We start from the raw sequence: 25,474 nt of genomic DNA, 5'->3' as shown, positions 1-25,474 counted from the left end.
CCTGGTGCTGATCCCGCACGTTCGCCTGCTGGTCGCCATGAACCTCTCCGTGGATGTGCCCGGTGCCGTGCCCTCGCTCGCTTCGACACACGACCGCCACCGTTGTGACGCCCCTCGTTCGAGGTGATCGGATTTGCGCGGGCAGGGGACACGCCTGCACACTCGGCCCTCCGCTCAGTGGAAGTGCCCATGTCGAGGGAAGGAGCTGTACGTGGCTGACAGCCCCGCCACCCCGGCCGTGGCCGCCAGTGCTCTGGGCAGGCACGACGACGATCAGCTGACAGTGCGCGCCAAAGAGGGCGACGAAGAGGCGTTCGCCGAACTGGTCGCGCGCCACGCACCCGCGCTCCTGCGTCTGGCCGTACGCCTGCTGGACGACCGCGCCGACGCAGAGGACGCCGTCCAGGAAGCGTTCATCAGCGCATGGCGACGGCTGCCGGAATTCCGTGGTGAAGCGGGCTTCGGCACCTGGATGTACCGAATCGTGACGAACCGCTGCCTGAACGTTCTGCGGTCGCGCAAACCGCAGGCATCCCTGGACGTCGCACCCGAGGCGGCGGCTCCCGACCACACGGTGGCTCCCGACCGCCTCGCCGAAGGCCACTTCGCCATGCGTGACCTGCAACAGGCCCTGTCCCGGCTGTCCGCCGAGCAACGCGCCTGCTGGATACTCCGAGAACTCGACGGACGCTCCTACGAGTTCATCGCGGAGACGATCGGCATCACCGAGCAAGCAGTACGGGCCCGCGTCTTCAGGGCCCGTCGATCCCTGACCACCGCATTGGGGGCCTGGCGATGAGCAGCCGCACCGATCCGTTCACACCCGAGCCGGACGACCGCGACGACGAGCTTCTGCCCTGCGGCCGTACGCTCTCCCAGGTCTGGGAGGCGTGGGAGGACGAGACGACCGACGCACACCAACGCGCCTGCCCGCACTGCCGCCGTGCGGTCGACGAACTCCAGGACCTCGGGAACGCGGTGCGCGGTCTCACGGACCAGGAGCAACAGCGACAGGAAGCCGACCACGCGACGGACACGGAAGCGTTCACGCAGCGGGTGATGAACGTCGTCCGCCTCGAACTGCGCCCCGGACGCCCCTTGCCGCTGACGGCGCCGCCGCAACAGATGTGGATCATGGAGTCGGTCGCGGCGCGCACGGTGCGGGCCGCGGCCGAACGGATCCCCGGCGTGCGCGCCGGCTCCTGCAAGCTGACGCGGACCGCGCAAGAAGGCAGCGGTATCCGGGTACGCCTGGAGATCGCGGTGCCGGTGACCACACCGGATCTGCAACAACTCGCCGACCAGGTACGCGGCGCAGTCGAACAGGCCACCGATGCCCGCATCGGGTTCGACCTCGCCGAAGTGGACATCCGCATCACCGACCTCATCGGTACAGCCGGTACCGCGGACGAAGGCACAGAATGACCTCACAGCCGAGCATGGCGGCACAACTCGCCACAGTGATCGAACAGGTCCCGGGCGTCGCCTTCCTCAAACCGGATCTCACCACCCGCCTGCGCAGCGCTCTGAACACCGCACGACCGACTCGTCCGCGCGGCGGTCTGGACGTCCGCCGTGCCGACGACGGCACCTGGACCGTGCGCGCCGACATCGTCATCCACGCGCACGCCCGCGCGGTCGACACCACCCGCGACACCCACGATGCCATCGCCCGCGAGCTGGCCCAGCTGATGCCGGACCAGCCCTGTGACATCACCGTCACCGTGACCGGCGCGGTCTGACGGTGCCGGCCACGACGGGCTGATCCGGGCACACGGCGTCCCGCCCGTCAGTCCACGTCGGAGCGGGCGGTGCCCATGGACAGGCCGGCCACCCAGTTGATGGAGGCGGTGCTGTCGTCGGTGCCGAAGTAGGTGCCCCAACGAGGCTTGTTGCCCAGGTCGTCCCAGGTACGGGCCCCGCTCCTGGAGGCGAATTCGGTGCCGTCCTTGTACACGGACAGCGTTCCCGTGCCGCCGGCGTCGGTGGTGATCCCGAGTTGGACGGAGTGCCACTCCCCGGCCGTCCAGGGGGTGGTGCCGATGGAGATCCAGGTCTCGCCGGGCGCCACGTACCAGGCCTTGAGCTGATCGTCCTCGACCTTCAGCAGGACGGGGTAGTTCTGGCTGTTCTGGTCGTTGGTGCCATTGGACTTCCACTGGAAGACGGTCTGCGCGTTGCCTGTCTTGGTCATGGAGTCCCAGCCGAACCAGTACGTGCTGTCGTCCTTGAAGGTGTACTCGCCCGAGCCGGTGCGGACGCTGTGCGCTTCGCAACGTGGCGATCCGATGGGCTTGTTGAACTTGAAGAAGGTTCCGTGACCGTCGTTCCAGTTCCCCGTGGTGACCTCTCCCGGGCTGTCGCAGAGCGTGGTCACGAAGACGCCGACGCCTTGTGCGGCGTCCGCGTCCCAGATCACGGACGCCTGCGCGGGGGAGGCGGCGAGGACGGTGGCGCAGGCGGTGGCGGCGGCTGTGCAGAGCCAGGCACGCAGTGGGGTGCGGTGCATGGGGTCACCTCTTCGATCGGTCGGCCGGTATGCGTCGGGGGCCGGTCCGTGGGGAGCCGGCTCGCGCCCTGTTCTAGCGGGATCAATCGAAACGCTCAATATTTCTTACCGAGTTGATCGTATTGATCGTTCGGGTGAGGTCGACGTGTCTGCTTGGGCGCTGGGCGCTGGACCCGGGGCGAGAGTCACCTGCCGGTCGGGACCTAAGTCGCTATTTGTGCCACTTCAGGGCACTGTGAGGCTCTTGTTACATTTCCGACGGATGGTGCACACAGCCGCTCCGTAGCTTCATGAGTGCCGCAAGGACATTCCACTCATCACGGAGCAAAGGGATAACCGATATGTCGATCTCTCGTCGTGTACTGCAGACCGCCGCCGTCTCCGGCCTCGTCGTCGGCCTCGTCGTCCCGGCCGGCGTCGCTTTCGCCGACTCGGCTCCCTCGCCGTCCGATCGGCAGACCTCTGCCTCCGCGCCCCAGACCCAGGAGCAGGACTACAAGCTGAGCAACGGCGCGCAGGCCCACGTGTTCACCCTGCCGAACGGCTCGTACATGGCCTGGATCACGGTCAAGGGGCAGCGCGTGGCGAACCTGAGCTCCGACAGCGCGAGCAGCACGGTGAACGGCTACCGGTACGTGCTGAACGAGGCCAACGGCTTCGTCGGTGTCGTCCACCCCAACGGCTGGCACAGCGAGCAGGACAAGCCGAACCCGGCCGACACGTCCCGCCACCAGCACCAGCACCAGCAGCACCACGAGAACCGCCAGGGCACCCCCCAGAAGCACGCCGTCCACGGCTCCGGCACGACTTCGTCGCGCGACACCGGCACGGGTGCGTCGGCCGTCGTGCAGGGCGGCAGTGACACCCGGCTGCCGCAAGGCGGTGTGAAGGCGGGCGCCGAGGGCGTCGCCTCGCACGGCTCCGAGACTCCGCTGATGCTGGCGGCCGGCGGAGGCCTCGCTCTCGCCGGAGCGGGCATCGCGTACCTGGGAGTGCGGCGCGGCCGCCGCGGCGAGTCCTGAGCCCGGCACACCCGCCCCGCAAAGAGTTCTCGTGACCACGACAACCGTGCCCGGCGCAGAGAGCCGTGCACTCGAATCCGCCCAGGGCGCCGTCGGCGGACCGCGCCGCCGAGCACCGCGTCGGACGGCACGCCACGGCGTGGCTCTCGCGCTCGGCCTGACGGTCGGCCTCACCGGTCTGACCGCCTGTTCGACGGGCCATGCCCCCGCCGGTGACGTACAGGTGACGAACCGTTCCGTCCACCAGGCCGACCGTGACACGGCCGCGCTGCCGAGGTCGCGCCCCGTCGGCCTGCGTATTCCGTCGGCCGGGGTCGACACCTCCTCCATGCTGGACCTGACGCTCGGTCCCGGCCGGCAGCTGGAGGTCCCGCCGGTCGACCGGGCCGGGCAACCCGGCTGGTGGAGCGGTTCGGTGACGCCCGGTCAGAGGGGCGTGGCCGTGATCGTCGCGCACTACGACACGAAGAACGGCCCCGCGCTCATGAAGAACGTGGCCCGGATCAAGATCGGCGACAAGATCGCCGTACCCCGCGCCGACGGCCGTACCGCCACCTTCCGGGTCCGGGAGATCCAGCAGGTCGCCAAGGAGAACTTTCCGACGCGGAAGGTGTACGGCGCGACCGGCGGGCCGCAACTGCGGCTGATCACGTGCGGCGGGCCGATCGTCGACGGCCACCGCGCGGACAACATCATCCTGTACGCCGACCTCACGTCCTGACGCTCCCGGCCCGGCCGCATCCGGCGGACCCGACGGTGTGCCCGCGGACGGCTCGGCCGGCCATGCCCACCAGACAAGGCGCCGCCCACAGGCGCGAGCCCGGCGCCGGAGAAACAGAAGGAACCCCCATGTCCCTGCGCACCAACACCCGCCTCCGCGCTCGGCGGACCACCGTCGCCGCGCTGCTGCTGACCGGAACGGTCACCGCGACCCTCGCCGTCGCGGGCTCGGCGTCGGCGGCTTCCGGCGACGACCACGCGGGCCCCCGTTCCGGCGCCGCATACGTCGGTGGCTACGACGGCGACTACGGGAAGGGCTGGACCGACAACTACCGCTACGACAAGGACTACGGGAAGCCCTGGGGCGGCGGCGCCTCGGACAAGCAGCGGCTCGCGGACGTGGCGGTGACCGCGTCCGGCCCCCGGCACCTCGACCACAACCAGGAGCAGCGCTGGGTCGTCGAGTTCACCAACAAGGGCTCGGCCACGGCCAAGAACGTCCGGTCCAGCACCACGATGCCGGCCGGCATCACCTATCTGGCGCACCGCATCAGCCAGGGACACGCGTCCGAGACGCTGACCAGTGACGGCCGCATCGTGCTCGCCATCGGCGACCTGGCCCCCGGCCGGACCGTCCGTCTCGAGGTAGCAGGCCGCGCGCCGTCGTACGGAGGCGGCACGGTGCACCTGTCCAACTCGGTCACCACGAGCAGTCAGGAGCGCGGTACCGGCAACAACTCGGCGGTCGTGCACACGTGCATCGCCTGAGCCCCACAGCGCCGTGGGGCACAGGGCCCGGCCCATCGAGGGCCGGGCCCGTCCCGCGTTTCGCTCGCCCCCGCCGCCGTTGCGGACCCGTCAGGGTGGCGGGCCGCATGAATGCACCGCACCTGCATCGTGTTGGCCGGGTGAAAACTGAGCATGCCTCTGCGAGCCATGAGCGCTGACTCCCTGGCACGTAGTGTCCTGGCGCCTATGTATGAAGACCGCACACCTCGGGTCAGCGCCGGAGCGCAGACCTGTGTCACTGTCGCTGCAGGTCTCACCCTCTCCGCAGCCATCCTGGGTTCCACCGTGCTGCCTGCCGCGGGTGCGCCCGGCCAGAGTCCACCGCGCCCCCTCGCCACAGCCTCCCAGGACGTGACGGCAAGCGCCCCGTCGGCAGGCGATCCTTCGGGATACGCGGACCCGGGATACGGGGAGGAGTCGGGGTACGGAGAACAGCCGGGCGGGTACGGCGACACCGAGACGCCCCCTACCTCGCCACCCGGGTCGACGCCGCCATCCGTGTCGACGCCTCCGGCGGCTCCGCCGTCCTCGCCTCCGCCGACGACCTCGCCACCGGTCGCGACCACTCCGCCGCCCTCGTCCCGGACTTCGACGCCTCCTCCGTCCTCGCCTCCGCCCACCTCACCGCCGGTCTCGACGTCTCCGCCCGCGCCGTCCCCGCCGCGACCCACCCGCCCGCCCCACCTGGCCGAGACCGGTGACGACAACGGGGCGCTCGTGCTCGGAGGGATCGCCGCCGGTCTCGTAGCCGCCGGAGCGGGTGCCGTAGCCCTGAGTCGCAGCAGACAGCACTGAGAAACGTGGAACGTCGGGAGTCCGGCCGACGAACGGGCACTCTGATCCGATCAGGGTGCCCCGTCGGTGTGCCGGTCGCTCGGTGCGTCATTCGCGCATGGGGAGCCGCCCCCGGGATCGCGCGGCATCGCGATGATGCGGACCGCGTAGTCCGGCGGATTCGTCTCGTCGAGGCTGCCCCGCTCGTGGTCGCCCGCCATCCTGACGACCATGAGCGTGAGATGCGACGCGGCCGCGTTCCACAGCGCGTCCTTCCCGCTGCGCTCGGCCATCGCGGCCTCCAGCAGACCCTGTTCACGGTGCAGGACGTCCCACACCCGCGCGCAGCCGGCGGACCTCGGTCCTGCGCTCCGGGCTGACGTCCAGGGTCGCGTGAACGGTCCAGCCGAGCGACACCGTCACGTCCTCGTCCGGGGGCCCGGAACCGACGGGCGTCGCGACGACCCGCACTCGCTCGACGAAGTCGCCGACGAGTACGCCGGATTCCCCCTCAAGATCGTGCGCTCCCTGCCGTTCGGGAACCGGAGTTCAGATGTGCTGCGATGCGCGTGATCGTCCCGGCGTTGTCCTGGAAGAGATGCGCCTGCATGCCCGCCGCCCGGGCGGCCTCGACGTTCACCCCGTGGTCGTCGATGAACAGACAGCTCTCCGGCCGCACGCGCAGAGCTGTGCAGGCCGCGTCGTAGGCGCGTGGGTCCGGCTTCTCGATGCCGAGCTCGTGCGAGTACACGATCTGCTCCACCAGTACGTCGAACCGGTACAGGGACGTCTCGCGTTCCCGAGCGCCGACGAAGCTGTTGCTCAGGATGCCCAGCCTGCAGCTTCCCCGCAGCCCTCGCACGTAGTCGATCAGCTCCTCGTTCGGCGTTCCCAGGTACTCGGCCCAGAGATCCGCCATGAAGGCGTCGACCTGGGGTGCGTCGAGCCCCAGACGTGCCGCCACCTGATCGTGAACCTCTTGCTCCTGGACGCGACCGACGCTCCCTGCTCGCCACACGTCACGCATCCGCTCGTGCACGGTGCCCGACGGCAACTCCAGTCGCTCCTCCCATCGACGCACCCACCCCGTCTCCGGGGTGAACTCCAGTACGCCACCGATATCGAGAATCACGCAGGCAGCAGACACGCGAACTCCTTTCCTTGCCCCGCCTGTTCGGCGGGGCGGACTGTGCGGCGATCCAGGGCGGGACCCCGCCGCAACGTACCGGTCGAAGAGTCCGCGCGGCGTACGGGCGCGGTCGCTTTGGATCAAGCTCCAAGATCTGCGGGGAAGTTGACCTTGGGTCTTTCGCGCAGGCCGACGCTGGCGATAGTAAAGACGCGCGGAAGTTGTTTTCCGCTATGCAGAATTTCGCCCATGTAGGAGTGCCCGTGCCGCACGCCAACGGAAGCCTTGTCCACCGCGCAGGACGTCTCCTGCGCACCAGTCTCTTCGCTCAAGTCCTGCTCGCCCTGCTGCTCGGGGTCCTCGTCGGACGTCTCTGGCCCCAGGTCGGATCCTCGCTCCAGCCGCTCGGCGACGGCTTCGTACGCCTCATCAAGGCGATGATCGCCCCCTTGGTCTTCTGCGTCGTCGTCGCCGGCATCACCAAGGCCGGTGACCTCAAGGCGTTCGGCCGGATCGGCGTGAAGGCGCTGATCTGGTTCGAGGTCGCCACCAGCGTCGCCCTGGTCGTGGGGCTGCTCGCCGGCAATGTGTTCGCGCCCGGTGCCGGTATGAACGTCGACCCGGCCACGCTCCGGCAGGGAGCGGTGGACGACGCGACGGGCGGCGGGCACCTGCCCTCCACCGCGCAGTTCGTCCTGGAGTCCCTGCCGGACAGCGCGGTCGGCGCGTTCGCGGAGAACTCACTGCTCCAAGTCCTCGTCCTGGCCTGCCTGGTGGGGGCCGCCCTGCTGCATCTCGGCCAGAGCAAGGTGCCCCAGATCCTGCCGTTCATCGAGCAGGCCCAGGACGTCGTGTTCACCATCGTCGGCTACCTCATGAAGCTCGCCCCGCTCGCGGTCTTCGGAGCCACCGCACACCTCGTCGGCGAGTACGGGCTGGGCGCGATGTCCACCTACGGCAAGCTGATCGCCGTCTGCTACGGCGTAGCCCTCGTCTTCCTGGTGCTGCTCGGCTGTGCGTTGAAGGCCGTCACCGGGCTGAGCCTGTGGAAGTTCGTCCGCTACACCCGCGAGGAGCTGCTGCTCGCCCTCGGTACCGGGTCCAGCGAGACGGTCATGCCGCGCATGATGCAGAAACTGCGCGCGGCCGGCTGCCGTGACGACGCCGTCGGCCTGGTCCTGCCGACCGGCTACTCCTTCAACCTCGACGGCGCCTCGATCTACCTCTCGATCGGTACGCTCTTCATCGCGCAGGCGATCGGGGTCGACCTGTCACTCGGCCAACAGATCACCGTGGTCCTGGTGTTGATGCTCACCAGCAAGGGCATGGCGGGCGTACCGGGCTCTGCCTTCCTCGCCCTGTCGGCGACAGCCTCCGCCCTCGGAGTGATCCCCGCCTCGGCCGTCGCGCTGCTCCTCGGCGTCGACCGGATCATGGACTCGATGCGCGTGGCCACCAACCTCCTCGGCAACTGTGTCGCGGTCTTCGCGGTCTCCCGCTGGGAAGGCGCCCTGGACCGCGTCACCGCCAAGCAGGTCATGAACGGCGAGGGATCGAGCACCACGGTGGTACGCGCCGACGACGACACCGGTGAACGGGAATCCGCCCCCGCGACCGCGCCGACGCGCGGCGACAGCGACACCTGATCCGGGCGCTGCGGCAGACCGTGGCGCAGGGCCTGGAAGCCAGTGGGACGTGCCCTGGGGATCCCGACGCACGATGCGGAGGATAGAGTCACCAACGGCCGGGTGTAGCGCAGAGGTTGACGCGCGCGGTCTCCAAAACCGCGAGGACGCCGGTTCGAATCCGGTCACCCGGCCCACTCGATGTCGCACACCGCGGCGACGCCCGCGTCAGCGCGCCGCAATCGGCCTGACAGGAGCGGGAGTTCGCTTCACGGAACGGCTGACGATGGCCGTCTCCACGTGAGTGATGCCCAGGCCGCTCAGATCGTGGGCGAGGAAGCCGTAGAGAGCGGTCAGGTCGGTGAAGTACGCGGCCGCGTGCAGATTCGACGGTCCCGAGGTGGCGAACGCACCGTGCACCGAGAGATGGTCGGCCAGTGCCTGTCCGGCCGTGGCCAGGTGATCGGGAGGCACGCGCAACAGCAGCTTGGCCTCGATGGGTAGCCCGAGCCTGCGCGGGTCCACCACGACCTGAGTGATCAGACGTTCCTGGCCGACCAGTTGGGCCAGGCGGCGCCGCACCGTGCTCTCCGGATGGCCCGTGCGTTCGGCCAAAGCGGCAGCGGCCAGACGCGCGTCGGAGGCGAGGGCATCGATGAGCGACTGCTCCACGCCGTCCGCGTCGACGCCGTACAAGCCTCCGGCACCGGACCTGTCGGCTGTACCGTTCGGCGCCGGCGGACGGAGCGCCGCGCACTCGGCGCCGGTCAGCACCCGATGACGCCACTCGGACGTGAGCCGGAACACGTGGAGGATGGTGGCGCCCTCCAGCGCCGTCACCGCCTGCGTGGAGGGCAGTTGGCGAAAGACCAGCGGATCGCGCGACCCGGGCTCGGTCCGGGCGATGGCGAAGATCTCATCGCCCGCGGTGGTCACATCGATGAACGGAATGTCGTCCCGCGCCGCCAGCGCGGCCACGATCGTGTCCAGCTTGCCCCGCAGGACCCGGATGCGCAGAAACAGCGCCCCGGCCGAGCCGCCGCCCCGCGGCCGGGCGACAGGGGAGACGACCACGCGCACGGTGCCGTCGGCGGTGAGCGCGTGCAGGCGCCGACGCACCGTGGCGGGGCTGAGTCCCAGTACCTGCGCTGCTCGCTCCGCGGTGACGCGTCCGTCCCACTGCAGGGCGGCGACCAGCCGCTGATCGGTGAGGCTCAGTGCGGAATCCGCCGAATCGCGCGCCATGAAGGCAAGTTTCGCTCACCATGCGGCCGATCGGTACGAGTCCTGCGCGTGAGGTGCCGAGCATGGGTGTCCGCGGACCTCGAACAGCATCGCCGTGCGGGCCCGCGAGGCGCAGAGCGCGCCGCTCCAGACAGGGACGGACGACGGAGGTCCACGTGCCCACCTTCAAGCAACGGGAGAAGATCCGCTTCGACAGCGGAGGCAGCTCATGCGCGGCTTGGCACTACCCGGGAACCAACGGCAGCTGCGTCGTCATGGCCGGCGGAACCGCGGTGACGAAGGAACCCGCCTCGGACCTGTTCGCCGCGCGCTTCCACGACGCGGGCTTCTCGGTCCTGGCCTTCGACCACCGCCGGTTCGGAGAGAGCGAAGGAACGCCCCGGCAGATCGTCCGCATCGGCGAACAGATCGCCGACTGGCGGGCCGCGATCGCGTGCGCGGCCGAACTGCCCGAGGCCGACCCCGACAAGATCGCTCTCTGGGGCTTCTCACTGGCCGGCGGCCACATCTTCCGGGTCGCGGCCGACCAACCGCGACCGGCCTGTGCCGTCGCGCAGACCCCCATGGTCGACGGCCGGGCCCTCGCGCCCCACGCGCTGCGGTCCATGACGCCCCTCGCGGCCCTGCGGCTGATCGGCCGAGGCGTCCGGGACGCACTCGGGGCGCTCGTCGGACGCCCGCCGCTCCTGATCCCCACCGCCGGACCGCGCGGTGCGGTCGCCGCGCTCACTACGGACGACGCCCTGGACGGCGACCAGGCCCTGGATCCCCACCGTCGCCACACGAACTGGGAGCAGACGGTCGCCGCACGCATCGCCCTGCGACTGGGCTGGTACCGGCCCGGCCGTCACGCCCCGCACGTCCGGTGCCCGCTGCTGGTCGTCGTCTGCGACCAGGACCGGAGCGTGCTGACCCGGCCGGCGATCAGGGCGGCCGCGAGGGCGCCGCACGTGGAGGTCGTACACCTGACGGGCCGTCACTACGCGCCGTTCCTCGCCGCGCACGAACAAGCCGTGCTGGCGGAGATCGCTTTCCTGCGGCGGCACATGGGGTTCCGCGATCAGGGATGACCAGGAACCCGGGGGAGCGAGGGTGCCCGGCCGGAGGTCACCGGCCGGGCACCCTCGTACGCCATGGCGTCACGGGTAGTACGGCGTGTACGTGATCGAGGAGACCTTGAGGTAGCGCGCACCGTCCGCGGTGGCCCAGGTCGAGGCGTCGGGATTGCCCGGCCAGTCACCGCCGACCGCGGTGTTGACGATGAAGCGCATGCCGACACCCGGTGCGGTGGTGTACCACTTCGTGCCGGTGATGGTGCCGTCCACGGCGAAGTCGATGTGATCGGGCCACCAGGAGAACGAATACGTGTGGAACGCGTTCGTCCAGCCCGAGGAGTTCGACTTCGAGAACTGCGTCTGGGCGTTGTTCGGGTCGTGGAAGGTCTGGTACACGGTGTTCGGGTTCTGGCCGACGATCTCCGCGGCGTCGAACTCGGGCAGCCACGGGTTCAGGTACGCGGCCCACACGGCGGGGAGCAGCCCCTGCCCGTTGGGCATGTTCGCGGTGAAGCTGTAGGTGCCGTAGCCGTAGAGCTGCTTCGACTCGACCCGGCCCGAGTAGTACGTCCCGTCGGCGGCCCGGTAGGTCTTGATCATCAACGTGCCGCCGTCGTACCAGACGCAGTTGGGCGTGTAGGTCTCCAGTTCGTTGTTGGCGGTCCACCTTCCGTTGATGACGTTCCACGAATTGACGGTCTGCCGCGCGCCCCAGGTGCCCGCGTGGGCTCTCGGCTGGCTCAGGAGGAGCAGGGAGAGTGCTGCCAGGGTGACGGTGATCAGTCGCACCGGTCGAAGAAGTGCACATGACATCGCGGCTCCGTTGCTCGGATGACACAGATCGTGGGAGCGGTTCCACGGTCACTTCAGAAGCGGACTGTAGGAGTTCGTTCAGTACCTGACAAGACCTGGGGCGCGGGTCAATCGCCGGCTTTGTTAGTTGAAGGCGGGCGGCCGGTGGGTCAGCCGCCGATTCCCGAGTTCCGCGCGTCGGTGACGATGGCCGTCGCGTCCTCCGGCAGCAGGTATCCCGCATCGACGGACGTCTGCGCTGCCGCGCCCACCTTGGCCACATAGTCGGCGTGCGTCGGGTAGAGGCGGCTGAGCACCGGTTCCGCGGTAGCGGGGAAGGCGGGGTCGGACGGGTCGCCGTCGTCGTGCCGGTCCCAGGCGTCGGCGTCTGCGTTCCACGGGTCGCGTGCCCCGTACAGGCCGCAGAAGACGCCGCTGTCCGTGGTGTCGCGGGACCCGGTGAGCGTACGGGTGGGCACCGTGACGTCCGGCAGCCGGACCCCTCCGGTGGCCAGGCCGGTGGCCGGATCACGCAGGACGGTGCTCAGCGGCCGACCGCTCGGCGGCCGTGCCCCGCCCCGCGCCCAGGAGGCGAGGTGGCGCAGCGCCGCGTTCATCGACCAGTGGCCCGGGCCGTCGTTGAAGGGGGCCGAACCGGCGGCGCAGTCGGCCGACGGCGCGGCGTCGCCCGCCGACTTCCGTACGGTGTCGTCGCCGAGGTCGTAGGCCCACTGGTCGCCGTGCGCGGTGCCGGCCAACTCCCAGTGCACGACGCTGTTGGTGTCCGGCTGCCGTGCGGTCGCGGCGCCCGGCACGTCGGTCTCGGTGAGGACGACGAAGGTCGGCACCGGCAGGTCGGTTCTGATCCGGGACGGGTTGGGCATCAGCAGCGTGTCGGCCAGCACTCCGCTGATCGGCGAGGCGATCGCGCTGTTGCTGTGCACCATGAAGCCGTCGTAGACCTCGGAGACCGGCTGGACGGCGTTGGCGTACGTCGTCATGAAGCCCGCCGACTGCGACTCGCCGTCGGCGAGCAGCGTGCGGACCGTCAGACCGCCGAGCGGGTTCGGCCCGTTCGGTGTGCGCAGCGCCTGGCCCGCCTGGGAGAAGATGTCGTAGGCGAAGGCGTCGCCGGGGTGGACCAGGCTGCCGTACCGTGCCGGGTCCCAGCCCTTGAGGCCCTTGATGTCGCCCAGCCCGCCGTTGACCCCGACGGCCTGTGCCGAGACGCCGACCCAGGCGTAGCCCTCGCGCAGCAGCTCGTCGCGCTGGAACCAGTAGTCCGGGGAGAGTTTGAGTTGGCCGCTGACGTTGAGCCACTCCACGACCACCGTGCCGTTGAACTTCGCCGGGTCGGCGGGGCGGCGCACCAGCAGACGGCTCTTGTAGGCGGCGGTGCCGGACGCGCGGACGTTCCAGCGGCCGTCCGACGTCCACAGGCCGGACTTGGCGTACGACGTGGCGGTGCCCGAGACGAAGTACTCGCTCTCGGTGTACCCGAACGAGCCGAGGTCCTCCGCCGCGGCAAGGAACGGGAAGCCGTGACTTCCGGTGGGCGGCACGGTGACCGTCGGGCTCGCGGCCGCGGCGGGGGCCGCCGTGGGGGCCGGGGTGGCCGGTGGGGCGGCGAAGAAGGCGCCGCAGAGCAGCGCCCCCAGTGCGGTGGCGGTGACGGACCGCCGGGATAACCGAGCAAGCACGCGCATGGAGTGCCTCCGTGAATGCGTGTCCCAATGGGTTGAGACCGCAGTGTCGACGGACCGCGCCGGCTTGCCATCGGCGATTCCACCGGTGTTCCAGGAGCGGTGCGCGGCGACCGATGCCCGACTCGGCGCCGCGCACCGCAAAGGGGCCTTGGCGGCGCGGGGGAGCGGGCTCAGGTCGCGGCACCGACCTGGGCGACGACGTCGCGTACGGCCGCGAGGGTCTCGTCGGGACGGTCGAGGTGAACGCTGTGCGTCGCTCCGGGCCGGCACACGACGGGTGCGCCCAGGGCCGTGGCGAGTCGGGTGTGAGCGCGGCGGACCGAGTGGTCCTCCTTGCGGTCGGCAGTGACCACCACGGCCGGAATGCGGGGCAGTTCGCTCTCCCGGAAGTCGCGGGACAAGGCGCCCAGGCCGTGGACCGCTCGGGCGAGATTCGGGATGTCGAGACGGGCGGTTCTCTTGAGTGCGGCCGCGCAGTCGGGCCGCAGCGGCCTTCGGTTCGCGGTCCGCGTGACGCCGGCCCTCAGCACGGCGGAGAGGAGGCGGCGCGGCCCGGAAGGGCGGTGAGCCTTCCCAGTACGCGCATCGTACGTTCCAGGCGCTCGCACGTGGCCGGGTCGTTGACGGGGGTCGGGTCGAGCAGGACGAGCCCCGCGACGTTCTCGGGGTGGTCCCTGGCGAGGAGCACGGCCACGGCGCCGCCGGGACTCTGTCCGACCACGACGACCGGCCCGTTGCCCAGGCGGTCGATCAGCGCGTCCAGGTGGGATGTTCGCCCTGCCCGAACCGAGGGACCAGGGCATGCGCCCCGGCTCCGACGGAACCCGTCTCACCCTGACGCCGTCCGCGAGCCGTCGACTTCTCCCACGCCCCAGGCGCGCAGCCACTCGCCCCACGATCTGAGCCAACCGGCCCGGGCGCGATGCGAGCCGGCGAAGAACGATGCCTCTCCATGGGCATGTGCTGTTCAGAGCTGGGCACACGGGTGAAGCACCACAACGGACCGGCAGTGGCCGAGCGTGGTCCGCCGCATCCGCGGCTGATCAGCGACACGGGACTGTCGGGCAAGAGGCACCGCGGGCTTGGCGGAAACACGTCAGCACGTGTCGAAGAGGAAAACCGGAAGATCGGATTCGTGATGATTGTCGTTGGGCTGATTCTGCTGATCATTGGCCTTCTGGTGGGCCTGTCCCTGCTGACCACGATAGGCGGGATACTCATCCTGGTCGGGGCGATCCTCTGGATCCTCGGGGCCACCGGACGCGCCGTCGGCGGACGCAAACACTACTTCTAGATCCGCATCCCGCCGATAGCCGACGCACTGTGCCAGATCGGGGCCCCACGGAGGAGATCCTCCGTGGGGCCCCGATGGCGTGTCCCTCGTTCGAACAGTCGCAGTGCCCCCTGCCTTGAACAGGGCGGAGGGCGCGCCGAGTCGCGGGCAGGGTAGAAAAGTGCCATGGCCAGGAAAGCGGCTCCGGCGGAGCGCATGGACGATGTGGACGCGGTGACCCGTGCGGTGCTCACGGCGTCGCGGGTATTGGTGGCGGTGTCCGCACGCTCGCTCGCCGAGGTCGAGGACCGGGTGACGCTGCCGCAGTTCCGCATGCTGGTGGTGCTGTCCTCGCGCGGGGCGACGAAGCTCGTGGCCCTTGCTGAACTGCTGGGGGTCGCCCCGTCGACGGCGATGCGTATGGTCGACCGGCTGATCGCGGCCGGGCTCGCCGACCGGCAGATCAATCCCGACAATCGCCGTGAGACCCTCCTACGGCTCACTGACGAGGGCCGTCGCACGGTGGAGGACGTCACCGCGCGGCGCCGTCAGGAGATCGCGTCGATGGTCCAGCGGCTGTCCCCGCAGCAGCGCACGGCGCTCATCGACGCGCTGACCGACTTCAACCAGGTGGGCGGCGAACCCCTGGCCCCGTCCCCGGACGAAGGCACGGACCTTCATCCACTGGGCTGGGGCGAATCACCGACGGCGGGCTGACCGGCAGGGGCCCGCGCCCTTCTGCTCGAGGCAGGGCCCTGGTCGGGCCATCGCGCGTCCGGCTCCTCGGGTGCGCTGCCTCGACGGGGGAGCGGATGGACACCGACCACCCTGTCCGTGGGCGGTGTCGCGCGCACCCTCCGGTCAGCCGGGAGCGCGGCTGCTACGAGGGCAGCAGCTCGGTGGCGCGGGTTTCCTTGGGGGAGTGCAGCGCCCGCAGTGTCCCTTGGTGGCTCAACCAGCCGACCGGTCGGCCGTTCTCGGGGTTCAGGACCGGCAGGCCCGTGCCGGAGGCGGACAGCAAGACGTGCAGGGCAGTGGCGAGTTGCTGGTCCGCGGTGACACGGGGCGCAGTCTCGGTGAGGTCACCCGTCACGGTCGGCGCGCCGTCGGGCTGCTCGGCGAGTGCCTCCGCCACCGCACGCGCGGTGATGATTCCCACGTAGAGGTCCGACGGGTCGTGGACGGGCAGGGCGCCGTGCCCGGACCGGCTCAACCGGTCGGCGGCTGCGGTCAGTTCGAGGGTGGTGGTCAGTGGCGCGGGCAGGGGTTCCATGACGGAGGTGACCCTCTGGGTGCCGATGCTCGCACCCTGGGCCGGGCCCTCCAGATCGATGCCGCGGCGGCGGAGCTTCAGTGTGTAGACGGTGTCGCGGGTCAGGGCCCGGCTGGTGACGGTGGCCAGCACGATCGCCAGCATCAACGGCAGAATGATGGAGTACTCGCCGGTCAGCTCGAAGAGGATCACGACGGCGGTGATCGGGGCACGTGAGGCGCCGGCGAAGACGGCGCCCATCCCGACGAGTGCGTACGCGCCCACGGCCCCGGCCGTGCCGGGCAGCAGGTCGTGCGCGCCCGCGCCGAAAGCGGCACCCAGCATCGCCCCGATGAACAGGCTCGGCGCGAACACGCCGCCCGAACCGCCGATGCCGATGGTCAGGCTCGTGGCGATCATCTTGCCGACGAGCAGCACCAGCAGGAACCCGATCGCGTACTTCCCCTCCGTGGCGCCCTCCAGGACCGGGTAGCCCACCCCGTACATCTCGGGCAGGGCCAGCAGCACCAGGCCCAGCGCCAGGCCGCCGACCGCGGGGCGCAGCCATTCGGGCCCGCGCCAGGCCCAGTCGCAGGCGTCCTCGATCGCGTACAGGACCCGCGAGAAACCGACCCCGACCGCACCGGCGACGACACCGAGCACGGCGAACAGGCCGTACTGGGCCAGGTGCTGGACATGGAAGTCGGGCAGGCTGAGGAAGGCCACGTCGCCGAAGGCGGCACGGCCGATGACGCTCGCCGTGACGCTGGCCAGCACGGTCGCGCCGAACGCCTCGATGCTGAAGGCGGCCAGGATCAGCTCCATGGCGAAGATGACGCCCGCGAGCGGGGCGTTGAAGGTGGCCGCGATGCCGCCCGCCGCGCCGCAGGCGACCAGCAGCTTCATCCGGTCCTCGGTCAGCCGGCTCAGGCGGCCGAGGGTGGAGCCGAGCGCGGAGCCGATCTGCACGATCGGCCCCTCACGGCCCACCGATCCACCGGAGCCGATGGTCAGCGCCGAGGCCAGGGTCTTGACCACGGCCACCTTGGGGCTGATCCGCCCGCCCCGCTGGGCTACCGCGAGCATCACCTCCGGCACGCCGTGTCCGCGCGCTTCCTTCGCGAACCGGTTGACCAGCGGCCCGTACAGCAGCCCGCCGACGACCGGCACGACGAGGACGAAGAACGGGCCCAACCATGGGACGTGCGGGTTGTCGCTCCCGGGCGCGGCCGCGTAGTCGTCGTGCCCGGAGAACAGCCGGGTGAAGGTCTGGATGCACCAGCGGAAGACGATCGAGCCGACCCCCGCCCCCGCGCCGACCAGCACGGCCAGCACCATCATCGAACCGCGACCGCCCGGCGCGGGGCCTCTGGCCCGTCGATCACTGCGTATCTCGTTCACTATTTCCCCTTCCTTACTTTTGCATTATGCAAAATGCGTCAAGGGTGGGGTGAGGCAGGGGGTTCGCGAGCCGGCGGACGGGTGGACGACGAGGGCAGGCCCTGGGCGGACTGCTGCCTTCTTCGCGCATGGGGGAGAGCGGCGGTGAGCCCGTTCGGCGCAGTCGCGTCCGCTTCACCCAACCGCGCCACACGTGTGGCTGTGAGCTGCGCACTTTTGGCGACCAGCGTGGCGAGGTGTCGGAGAGGCGGCGTATCCGGCCCTGCGCGGGGGGACCGTTCGGGTTTGTGTCAGGGGCAACGGCGGTTCTTCTGACGGCGCCCCCTGTGCCGTAGCCGCTCCGCTTCTTGGAGGAAGCCCTGATGCGTTCGCTGAAGATAGCCACCGGCACGGTTCTGGCCAGCACCGCGATCCTGTTCGCGGCGCCGATGGCTTCTGCGTCCGACACCCAGTGCGACCCGGCCACCGCGGCGGCGTTGGAAGCGGAGTCCGCCTACAAGGCGGCCCTCTCCGACTACCAGAAGGAAATCGACGCCGGCGGGCACCCGGGCCAGGCCGAGCAGGACAACGTCGACCAGCTCGAACAGAAGGCCAACGCCGCCGCCTCCGAGGCCCAGCGCATCTGTGGCGACACGGTGATGAACCCGACAGCGCCGGCGTCCCGGAAGCCCTCCGGTGCCATGCACACCGGCAGTGGCTCCACCAGCACTGACCCCGCCAACGTCCCGGCACTCGCTGTCGCGGGCGGCCTCGCCGTCGCGGCCGCCGCCGGGTTCGCCCTGCGTCGTCGCGCGCTGCACAACCGTCAGCACTGACGCCCCGATCCCGTACGCCGCCCTGCCGAGGAGAACAGTCCGGCAGGGCGGCGTACGGCAGGTTCGAGCACAGGTCGGTTGCGGCGAGCGGGATGAACTGAGGTCAACACATGCACCGTTGGGGCAGCGAGGACAGTCCCGCCCCGGGGCGGCAGGAACGCGGAGGGCGGACCGCCGGCGGACCGGCGAGTACGGGGCGCCCTCCGGTCAGGTGGCGGTTCCCCTGGGAACTGTGTCTGCTCCTCTCGGCGATCGCGGTCCTGGCCTTCACGGCCGTCGGCCGCGCGCCCGACGGGCCGCCCCAGCCCGCCGGTCCGCACGCGAACGGCACCGTCGAGCAGGGCGCACGCAGTGAACCCCCGGCTGACCCGCTCCCGGCCTCTCGGCCGTTGAGCGTGTCCGTGCCGGCCATCCACGTGGATGGCCCGCTCATGGATCTCGCGCTTCAGGACGACGGGCGGCTTGCCGCCCCGCCCGAGAACGACCGGAACCTGGCCGGATGGTGGGCCGGCGGGCCGACCCCAGGTGCGAAGGGCACGGCCATCATCGCCGGCCACGTCGACATCCCCAGCGGGCCCGCCGTCTTCTACAACCTCGGCGCCCTCAAACCGGGCATGACGATCGACGTCGCCCGCGCCGATCAGCGGACCGCGCACTTCACCATCGACACCATCGACGTCTACGACGCCGACAACTTCCCCGACGACAAGGTGTATGGCGACACCGGCCGTCCCGAGCTTCGGTTGATCACCTGCGGCGGCGGCTTCGACAAGCAGCTCCAGCGCTACCAGGGCAACGTGGTCGTCACCGCTCACCTGACGCAGGGCTGACGGTCTGCCGTGCGCTGCCGCGGATGTTGTCAGCGGCCGTGGAGCACTTGACGTGGATGATCACCGACCTGCCGGGCATGTCCACACCGACCAGTGAGCCTATTTGTCCTATATTGCGTCAATCCAACTGTCGACTGGATTGACGAAAGGCTCTCTGTGCATCCTCTTCTGACCCGCGCCGCCGGTGTGGGCACCGGACTGCTGCTCTGCGTCGCGCCGCTGGCCACCACGTCGGCCGCGGCCGCGCCCAACTCCGCCGCTGCCGCCACGGCTTCAGCCCTCGCGCCCGCGGCGCAGACCGCGCCGCGCCCCACGCTGTCGGCAAAGGCCACGGCCAAGTCCGCCAGGGCATGGCAGGAGTTCCGCGTCTACGGTGCTTCGACCCGCCTCAAGGCCGGCACCCGGGTGACTCTGCAGCAACTGCAGAGGAAGGGCTGGGTCAGCCTGCCCATCCACATGAACACCACGCGCAGCCATACCTACAACCTGCGGGTCAAGCTCGGCATCAAGGGCAACAACAAGATCCGCATCGTCGGTGGCGGCGCTGTGTCCAACACCGTCCAGATCGCCATTCGCTAGCACGGCGACGTTCGTCCGCTGGACCGCGTGCCCGCCCCGACGGCCGCCCCACCACGGCGAAGTGGCGGGGGTGGGCGGCGCGGCGTCCCGGGTCGGTGCTCATCACCGCCCGGGGCGAACGGCGAAGCCGCTGGACCCATCGTGCTCATGCCTTGGAACTGGCCCGCGGCCCGCATGTCCAGCGGAAACCTGCCCGGGGCCCGATGCCGAACCAGCGGTCGAGCCCCTCAGTAGAGTGCGCCCATGATCAGCAGTTACGTCGACGGGGTTCCCACGCTTCGGATTCCCGCGCCCGGGCCTGTCCGCGCCTGTCTGCGCTTCGGTGTCGGCGCCCGCGACGAGACGTACTCCACGCTCGGTGTCGGCCGCGCGGTCGCCGCGCTGGCGACGATCGGCTGCCCGACGGGCCAGGTCGCGCCCGACATATCCGCCGGTCTGGACGAGACCAGGTTCTCCGTCTCAGGCAGCCTTGAAGACGTGGGCGCCTGCTTGAAGAACCTCTGCCTGGCGCTGTCCGGCCTGCCGGTCGACCGGTTCGGCGAGGCAACGGACGAGCCGGATTTCGGTGGCGCAGGCACCTTCGACCCGCGCGTCGCCGCAGCGCTCAACGCACGATACGGATCACAGGCCGAAGGTCTGCCGGGTCATGTGGACGTCTTGCTGCGTCCGCCGGCCGCAGAGTCGGTGCTCAGGCACGCAGCGACCTGGTTCACGCGGACCAACGCGGTCCTGACCTGGATCGGGCCTGAGCCGGCGGGCCTGCGGCTTCCCCTGCCCCAGGGCCCGACTCCGCACCGGACTGCGCCACAGGCCCGCCATTCTCGTGCCTCGTGGACTCATCGGAACATCAACGGGGTGGCCCTGTCCGTCGAGATGCCGGCCCAGTCCGCGGCCGCTTCCGCGGCCCACCGCATCCTTCGCGCCCGGGTGGCCGCGGCCCTGCCCGCCGGGCAGTCGGGCCCGGCCGAGACAGAGTCCGTCACCACGGTGCACGACTCCGCGACACTCGTCCGCCTCCTTCTCGCTCCTGCCTCGGCGGCCGACGCCCACAACGTGGCCGCCACCCTGTGGTCCCAGGCCCTCTTTCTCGCGGACAAGGAGCCCACGTCGGCCGAAGTGGCCCACCACGGCGCCCCGACGCGCGAGAGCGCACAGCCGACGCTCGCCACTTTCGACGCGGCAGCCCGAGCAGTCCTGTTCGACACTCCCCATCCCCGCAACGCCCTCAACAGCGAACCCGACGGGCCCCGCCCGGCGCCGGAAGCTGTCACCCCCGCCCACGTCCGTGCCGCCTGGCGTCAGGCACTGCAGGGCGCCCAACTCGTAGTCCCACCGGGCCTGCTCCTCGACTTCGCCGCTCCGGACGGCCGCCGACTGTGGTGCACCTCGTGCTGGACCTGGGACGAAAGCGCCCCATGGGGACGGACGTTCCGCGAGCCGCCCCTCAAACGTGCCGTACGGCGCTCGGCGAGGACCCAGTGGGCCGTTCTCACGGACGAGTCCCTGGTGTCGTGCCGCCCAGGCGCGCACCACGAACTCCGCTTCGACGACGTCCTCGCCCTCGAACGACACGGCTCCGACCGCGCCCTGATCGGCATCTGCGGCTGCACCATAGGCATCTCCCCGTCCTGGTACCGAGGCGGGCAGCAACTCGTCCGCGCCATCGACAACGCGGTATCCGCAGACCTGACCTTCGACTGCGCCGACTAGCCGACTTTGTCGGGCGGTGCCGTAGAGCTGTGCCCGGGTGCGAGCTGCTGGTAGGTCGCCCACGGCAACCCCGGGAAACGGGCGGCAGCGGCACGGCCTGCTGACCCGGATCACCGGCCGCGAGCTCACAAGGTCAACTCAGTTCGCACCGGAGTCAGTCAATTGCTGGGGCTCGGAAAGGCGTTCGGATAGGGTGCCAGGATGGCTTCTCGGCGTGCCCTGCTGCCGCGCTCGACACCGGCCGCCTCGGGGGTGTCGTCCCGTGCGATCGCCGCTCTGCTGGATCGGCTCGAAGCGCGATCCGTGGAGTGTCACTCCCTCATGGTCGTACGCCACGGTCACGTCGTCGCCGAAGGCTGGTGGGCGCCGTACTCGGCCGAACGCCCGCACCTTCTCTACTCGCTGACCAAGTCGTTCACCTCGGTCGCCGTGGGGTTCGCGATCGCCGACGGGCTGCTCTCACTGGACGATCGGGTGGTGGACGTGTTGCCCGACCACGTCCCGGCCGACATCTCGGAGCAGGGGAGCCGTGTCACCGTTCACCACCTGCTCTCCATGACAGTCGGCCACCACTCGGACAGCCTTGCCGAGGCCTGGGAGCGGGAGCCCGGCGACCTGGTGAAGGGCTTCCTGGGTCTGCCGTTCGCCACGGTGGAGGGGACGCGGCACACGTACGACAACTCGACGACCTTCGTCCTGGCCCGGATGGTGGAACGGGTCACGGGTCGCGGGCTCCCGGAGTTCCTCGACGAGCGCCTCTTCAAGCCGATGGGCATCGACCATGCCGAGTGGGACCGGGTGGCCGGCGGTGCCGCCTTCGGGTTCCACGGTCTGCACCTCACGACCGAGGCCGTCGCCGCCTTCGGCGAACTGCTGCTGCGCGGAGGCATGTGGGGCGAGCGGCGGCTCGTCCCGCGTGAGTGGGTGGAGTTGGCCACCGGTCGGCAGGTCGATTGCGTACCGTTCAAGGACGGCACGAACGACGCCGATTTCTCCTGCGGCTATGGCTACCAGTTCTGGATGTCGCGGCACGGCTACCACGGTCATGGCTCCTTCGGGCAGCAGTGCGTGGTGGTTCCGTCGCACGATCTGGTGGTGGCCGTGACCGCCCAAGGCGAGTCTCAGGAGGTGTTCGACGCTCTGTGGGAGTGCCTGCTGCCCGGCCTGGACGAGACGGGATGCGCCCGGGACGACGAGGTCCTCGCCGACCGGTTGCAGCGGCTTTCACTGGCGCCGGTGCAGGGTTCGGCCGGCCCGGAGGGGGCGGTGGAGGCGAAGCTCGACGCGTCCGCCGAGGGTTCTGCTCTGCCCGACGGGACGACGGTGGTCGTCGATCCCGTCGACGGCGGATGGCTCGTCCGCTTCGGGTCGCTCCTCGACGTCGAGATCGGCCACGGCGACTGGAGGGAAAGCTCCCCGCTCGGCCGGCCTGTCGTCGCTGCCGGAGCCTGGCAGGGCAGCACGTTCGTCGCCGATCTCTACGTCATCACGACCCCGCACCGGGTTCGGCTGGTCGTCGACGCGGAGGCGGGTACCGCGGTGGCGACTTGGAGCACCGTGCCCCTGACCGGCCCCAGCCTGGAGTTGCATGTGCGGTCACCACTCATGACACGGCCCGACGTCGCGTAGCTGGCATGTCAGACCTGCCTGGGATGCTCCGAGCATGGAGATGACAGTGCAGCTGACGATCGACTGCTCCGATCCGCAAAGAATGGTGGCCTTCTGGGCCGAGGCCCTGAGCTACGTGCCGGAGCCTCCGCCGGACGGGCACGCCACGTGGCGTGCGTACTGGGCGTCGATCGGGGTGCCCGAGGAAGAGTTGCCGGCCGGTGCCGGAGACATTCCCGAGTCGATCGTCGATCCTGCGGAGCGCGGACCGAGAGTGTGGTTCCAGCAGGTTCCGGAGCCGAAGACCGCCAAGAACCGGTGGCACTTCGACCTGAAGGTCGGTGGGGGCCGTGACGTCCCCCTGGACGTCCGTACGCAGCGGGTCAATGCTGCGGTGGAACGCCTGGTCAAAGCCGGCGCCACCGTGCTGCGGATCAAGGATGAGCCGGACATGGGGTTCTACGCCGCCGCCATGCAGGACCCCGAGGGCAACGAATTCGACATCGTCTGAGGGGCGTCGCGACGGTGCTGGTCGCAGCCACTCGTTCACGGCTGCGACCAGCACCCGGTCTCGAATCGAGCGCCGAGCGCAGTCTGCGGCCCGCAGCGATGGCCGGTTGTCCGCTGATGCGTGCCCGCCGTGGTTGCGGCGGAGCCGACGCGGACGCGGATGGTCTCCAGGATGCCGGCGATGAGTTTGCGGCCGGGGGCCGGTCGTATCCGGTAGAGGAGACTACGACTGAAGGGACAGTTCGATGGCAGATCTCATGGTCGACTTCATCATCTCGCTCGACGGATACGCCTCCGCGGAAGGCTGGCCCGGCTTCTGGGGCATGGAAGGGCCGGAATACCTTGCCTGGCTCGACAGCGACGCGGAGAAGCAGCATGCCGGCCTGATGGGTGCCACGACCTACCGGTTGATGTCCGGGTTCGCCGCACAGGCGGCCGACGACCCAGGTTTCGCTGTCCTGGCGGCGATGCCCAAAATGGTCTTCTCGTCGACTCTGCAGGCGCCCCTTTCCTGGGACAACACGGAACTGGTCAGCGGTGACGCAGTCGAGGCCGTCCGTGACCTGAAGAAGAACTCCGCGCGACCCCTGCGGACCCTTGGCAGCCTCACCCTGTGCCGGTCGCTGCTCGCAGCGGGCCTCGTCGACCGTTTCCGTATCGTCGTGTTTCCCGTCATCACCGGTGCCACGGGGAAGGAGCGGATCTTCGACGAGTATCCGGACGTCACCCTCGCGTTGGTTGAGAGCCGTACGTTCGACGGGCGGCTCCAGCTCCTGGAGTACGTCCCGACCGTCCTGGACGGCCCTCCGGGTGCCGACGACTAGACGGTCACCTGCACCGCTGCAGGCGGTAGACCTGCCCCGACCGCATCGGGTCGACCTGTCGCTGCACCACACCGGGTACCAGGCGAATGTCTGTGCATGCCATGCTCTCTACTCGTCAGTAGCTACGTGTTTCCGTCGCGGGAGGAACCGTCGGTGAGCCGGGTATTCACGGTCAGCAGGAGCATCGAGGTCGAGGAGTCGCCGCAGGTCGTCTATGCGGCGGTGAGTCGGCCTGAAGACATGGGGCGTTGGAGTCCGGAGAACCGCGGCACGATGGGTGATGTTCCGGTGGGACCTGCGGAACGGGGGACCACTTTCGTCGGGCGCAACAAGCGGGGACGGTTCCGGTGGGTCACCCTGTGTACCGTCACCGCAGCCGATCCCGGTCGCCGCTTTGCGTTCCGAGTGCACAGGATCGGTGTGCGCCGACCTCGCCTGCGAGGTCCGATCGCCACGTGGGAGTACCGCTTCGAGCCGACGGGCAACGGCACACGAGTGACGGAGACCTGGACCGACGACCGGCGTGCCTGGCCCGCCCTCGCCGCGCAGGTCTTCGACCGGATCGTCACCCCGGGCCAGACGTTCGCCGACTTCCAGACCCGGAACATCGAGCGGACGCTGCAGAACCTCAAGAACGCTTTGGAGAGCACCGAGCGCAACGAGAGCACCTGATGCCGCTACGTCGCAGCGTCGTGCGCGCACCTTGGCGGCGCGTCCGTCCGGCCTGTGGCAGCGCGATCGACCGGGCGTGCACCGCGTGCACTGATGATCCGCCCGGCTGACTGGCCTGGCTGTTCGATGGATGCTCCAGACAGGTGAACTCAGGCGCAGGGGCCAATCTGCAGCGCAATGAGCTCCGGATTGCGGGTGAGGAGCGAGCAGCTCCTTGTCCCTGACCCGATCGGGCGGGGGCTCTGAAGCGAGTGAAGGAAGTTTCATGTCTCGTGTGCTGAAGAGCGCGGCGATCGCGGTGGCTGTCGGCGGTGCGGTGCTGGCCGGTGCGGGTGCCGCGTCCGCGGACGCCGACGCCCAGGGCGCCGCGTGGGGTTCGCCGGGCGTGCTGTCCGGCAACGTCGTCCAGGTCCCGGTGCACGTCCCGGTCAACGCCTGTGGCAACACCGTCAACGTCATCGGTCTGCTCAACCCGGCCTTCGGCAACAGCTGTTCCAACGGCTCGGGCAACGAGGGAGGCCACGCCTGGGACGAGGGCCACATGGGCCGGCACGGTTCCATGAACCACGGTGGTGACATGGGCTACGGCGACGACATGGGTATGTGGAAGTAGGTATCCACTCCACGCCCTGCC

At 69.9% G+C, this 25,474-nt stretch carries 27 protein-coding genes, 1 tRNA gene and 1 pseudogene; 20 read left to right on the top strand and 9 right to left on the bottom strand.

Translation table 11 applies throughout. The features are described from left to right. Positions 1-211: 211 nt before the first annotated feature. From B072_RS0122810 to B072_RS0122800, 3 genes are read left to right on the top strand one after another with little or no spacing between them, the layout of a single operon-like run. Positions 212-799 carry an RNA polymerase sigma factor gene (locus B072_RS0122810; RefSeq protein ID WP_018532297.1) on the top strand — a complete coding sequence of 196 codons (588 nt, stop codon included), beginning with the start codon at positions 212-214 and terminating at the stop codon, positions 797-799. After that, entirely contained in the window at positions 796-1,425 is a 630-nt protein-coding gene (locus B072_RS0122805; RefSeq protein ID WP_018532296.1) for a hypothetical protein, read from the top strand. Before B072_RS0122810 ends, B072_RS0122805 begins: the two co-directional genes overlap by 4 nt. Next, positions 1,422-1,742, top strand: a complete 321-nt coding sequence (locus tag B072_RS0122800; protein WP_026246182.1) for a hypothetical protein — start codon at positions 1,422-1,424, stop codon at positions 1,740-1,742. Before B072_RS0122805 ends, B072_RS0122800 begins: the two co-directional genes overlap by 4 nt. Positions 1,743-1,789: 47 nt before the next feature. On the opposite strand, the gene B072_RS0122795 is transcribed toward B072_RS0122800, so the two are convergent. Next, entirely contained in the window at positions 1,790-2,509 is a 720-nt protein-coding gene (locus B072_RS0122795; RefSeq protein ID WP_018532294.1) for a heparin lyase I family protein, read from the bottom strand. A gap of 341 nt (positions 2,510-2,850) precedes the next feature. Here B072_RS0122795 and B072_RS0122785 point away from each other — a divergent pair, with 341 nt between their 5' ends. The 3 genes from B072_RS0122785 to B072_RS0122775 all read left to right on the top strand — a co-directional run bounded on the left by B072_RS0122785 (position 2,851) and on the right by B072_RS0122775 (position 5,019). Then, on the top strand, positions 2,851-3,531 hold the full coding sequence (locus B072_RS0122785) for a hypothetical protein (RefSeq protein WP_018532293.1): 681 nt from the start codon (positions 2,851-2,853) through the stop codon (positions 3,529-3,531). Between the two features lie 31 nt (positions 3,532-3,562). Beyond that, positions 3,563-4,252, top strand: a complete 690-nt coding sequence (locus B072_RS0122780; protein ID WP_234018905.1) for a class F sortase — start codon at positions 3,563-3,565, stop codon at positions 4,250-4,252. 128 nt (positions 4,253-4,380) lie between these two features. Beyond that, positions 4,381-5,019 carry a DUF11 domain-containing protein gene (locus B072_RS0122775; RefSeq protein ID WP_018532291.1) on the top strand — a complete coding sequence of 213 codons (639 nt, stop codon included), beginning with the start codon at positions 4,381-4,383 and terminating at the stop codon, positions 5,017-5,019. Positions 5,020-5,885: 866 nt separating this feature from the next. On the opposite strand, the gene B072_RS0122765 is transcribed toward B072_RS0122775, so the two are convergent. Together B072_RS0122765 and B072_RS0122755 are read right to left on the bottom strand one after the other, a co-directional pair. Beyond that, positions 5,886-6,107 (bottom strand): hypothetical protein, encoded by a 222-nt coding sequence (locus B072_RS0122765; protein ID WP_158689232.1) that lies wholly within the window; start codon positions 6,105-6,107, stop codon positions 5,886-5,888. Between the two features lie 218 nt (positions 6,108-6,325). Then, on the bottom strand, positions 6,326-6,961 hold the full coding sequence (locus B072_RS0122755; protein ID WP_026246180.1) for an HAD family hydrolase: 636 nt from the start codon (positions 6,959-6,961) through the stop codon (positions 6,326-6,328). 245 nt (positions 6,962-7,206) lie between these two features. On the opposite strand from B072_RS0122755, the gene B072_RS0122750 reads away from it, so the two are divergent. Next, positions 7,207-8,589, top strand: a complete 1,383-nt coding sequence (locus B072_RS0122750) for a C4-dicarboxylate transporter DctA (protein WP_018532286.1) — start codon at positions 7,207-7,209, stop codon at positions 8,587-8,589. Between the two features lie 98 nt (positions 8,590-8,687). Further along, a tRNA-Trp gene (locus B072_RS0122745) sits at positions 8,688-8,765 on the top strand. A gap of 31 nt (positions 8,766-8,796) precedes the next feature. Here the strand turns inward: B072_RS0122745 and B072_RS0122740 are convergent. After that, positions 8,797-9,813 (bottom strand): Lrp/AsnC family transcriptional regulator, encoded by a 1,017-nt coding sequence (locus B072_RS0122740; protein ID WP_018532285.1) that lies wholly within the window; start codon positions 9,811-9,813, stop codon positions 8,797-8,799. Between the two features lie 155 nt (positions 9,814-9,968). On the opposite strand from B072_RS0122740, the gene B072_RS0122735 reads away from it, so the two are divergent. Continuing rightward, entirely contained in the window at positions 9,969-10,883 is a 915-nt protein-coding gene (locus tag B072_RS0122735) for an alpha/beta hydrolase (RefSeq protein ID WP_018532284.1), read from the top strand. A 69-nt stretch (positions 10,884-10,952) separates the two neighbouring features. Here B072_RS0122735 and B072_RS0122730 read toward each other — a convergent pair whose 3' ends face one another. The 4 genes and pseudogenes from B072_RS0122730 to B072_RS49660 all read right to left on the bottom strand — a co-directional run. Continuing rightward, positions 10,953-11,657, bottom strand: a complete 705-nt coding sequence (locus B072_RS0122730) for a glycoside hydrolase family 16 protein (protein ID WP_018532283.1) — start codon at positions 11,655-11,657, stop codon at positions 10,953-10,955. Between the two features lie 173 nt (positions 11,658-11,830). Then, positions 11,831-13,366: an alpha/beta hydrolase domain-containing protein gene (locus B072_RS0122725; RefSeq protein WP_018532282.1), complete on the bottom strand. Its 1,536-nt coding sequence runs from the start codon at positions 13,364-13,366 to the stop codon at positions 11,831-11,833. Between the two features lie 170 nt (positions 13,367-13,536). Continuing rightward, positions 13,537-13,896 carry an alpha/beta fold hydrolase gene (locus tag B072_RS45650; RefSeq protein ID WP_018532281.1) on the bottom strand — a complete coding sequence of 120 codons (360 nt, stop codon included), beginning with the start codon at positions 13,894-13,896 and terminating at the stop codon, positions 13,537-13,539. Further along, positions 13,890-14,147, bottom strand: a pseudogene (locus tag B072_RS49660) (alpha/beta fold hydrolase); the annotation flags it as partial. The pseudogene B072_RS49660 and the gene B072_RS45650, both read right to left, overlap by 7 nt. 357 nt (positions 14,148-14,504) lie before the next feature. On the opposite strand from B072_RS49660, the gene B072_RS49300 reads away from it, so the two are divergent. Continuing rightward, positions 14,505-14,660: a DUF6131 family protein gene (locus tag B072_RS49300; protein ID WP_086020387.1), complete on the top strand. Its 156-nt coding sequence runs from the start codon at positions 14,505-14,507 to the stop codon at positions 14,658-14,660. Between the two features lie 165 nt (positions 14,661-14,825). Beyond that, positions 14,826-15,356: a MarR family winged helix-turn-helix transcriptional regulator gene (locus tag B072_RS0122710; protein ID WP_026246178.1), complete on the top strand. Its 531-nt coding sequence runs from the start codon at positions 14,826-14,828 to the stop codon at positions 15,354-15,356. 163 nt (positions 15,357-15,519) lie between these two features. Here B072_RS0122710 and B072_RS43850 read toward each other — a convergent pair whose 3' ends face one another. Continuing rightward, positions 15,520-17,229: a chloride channel protein gene (locus tag B072_RS43850; RefSeq protein WP_043244525.1), complete on the bottom strand. Its 1,710-nt coding sequence runs from the start codon at positions 17,227-17,229 to the stop codon at positions 15,520-15,522. Positions 17,230-17,654: 425 nt separating this feature from the next. Between B072_RS43850 and B072_RS0122700 the strand changes: the two genes are divergently transcribed. The 9 genes from B072_RS0122700 to B072_RS49830 all read left to right on the top strand — a co-directional run bounded on the left by B072_RS0122700 (position 17,655) and on the right by B072_RS49830 (position 25,453). Further along, on the top strand, positions 17,655-18,107 hold the full coding sequence (locus B072_RS0122700) for a hypothetical protein (protein ID WP_018532276.1): 453 nt from the start codon (positions 17,655-17,657) through the stop codon (positions 18,105-18,107). 110 nt (positions 18,108-18,217) lie between these two features. Further along, the gene (locus tag B072_RS43845) at positions 18,218-18,937 is read left to right on the top strand and encodes a class F sortase (RefSeq protein ID WP_018532275.1); all 720 of its coding nucleotides are present in this window, start codon (positions 18,218-18,220) and stop codon (positions 18,935-18,937) included. Positions 18,938-19,030: 93 nt separating this feature from the next. Further along, positions 19,031-19,516, top strand: coding sequence for a hypothetical protein (locus B072_RS0122690; protein WP_158689231.1), 486 nt, complete (start codon positions 19,031-19,033; stop codon positions 19,514-19,516). Between the two features lie 243 nt (positions 19,517-19,759). Further along, on the top strand, positions 19,760-21,226 hold the full coding sequence (locus B072_RS47405; RefSeq protein ID WP_018532273.1) for a hypothetical protein: 1,467 nt from the start codon (positions 19,760-19,762) through the stop codon (positions 21,224-21,226). A 201-nt stretch (positions 21,227-21,427) separates the two neighbouring features. Continuing rightward, positions 21,428-22,855, top strand: a complete 1,428-nt coding sequence (locus tag B072_RS0122680; protein ID WP_026246176.1) for a serine hydrolase domain-containing protein — start codon at positions 21,428-21,430, stop codon at positions 22,853-22,855. 34 nt (positions 22,856-22,889) lie between these two features. After that, the gene (locus B072_RS0122675) at positions 22,890-23,345 is read left to right on the top strand and encodes a VOC family protein (RefSeq protein ID WP_026246175.1); all 456 of its coding nucleotides are present in this window, start codon (positions 22,890-22,892) and stop codon (positions 23,343-23,345) included. Positions 23,346-23,589: 244 nt separating this feature from the next. Then, positions 23,590-24,168: a dihydrofolate reductase family protein gene (locus B072_RS0122670; RefSeq protein ID WP_018532270.1), complete on the top strand. Its 579-nt coding sequence runs from the start codon at positions 23,590-23,592 to the stop codon at positions 24,166-24,168. Positions 24,169-24,321: 153 nt separating this feature from the next. Then, the gene (locus B072_RS0122665; RefSeq protein WP_026246174.1) at positions 24,322-24,840 is read left to right on the top strand and encodes an SRPBCC family protein; all 519 of its coding nucleotides are present in this window, start codon (positions 24,322-24,324) and stop codon (positions 24,838-24,840) included. Positions 24,841-25,105: 265 nt separating this feature from the next. Further along, positions 25,106-25,453: a chaplin gene (locus B072_RS49830; protein WP_043244488.1), complete on the top strand. Its 348-nt coding sequence runs from the start codon at positions 25,106-25,108 to the stop codon at positions 25,451-25,453. Positions 25,454-25,474 lie beyond the last annotated feature (21 nt).

The sequence above is a fragment of the Streptomyces sp. HmicA12 genome, from assembly GCF_000373565.1.
Classification (GTDB): Bacteria; Actinomycetota; Actinomycetes; order Streptomycetales; family Streptomycetaceae; genus Streptomyces.
The sequence above is the reverse complement of the archived record's forward strand: the minus strand, read 5'-3'. Positions and strand labels throughout refer to the sequence as shown.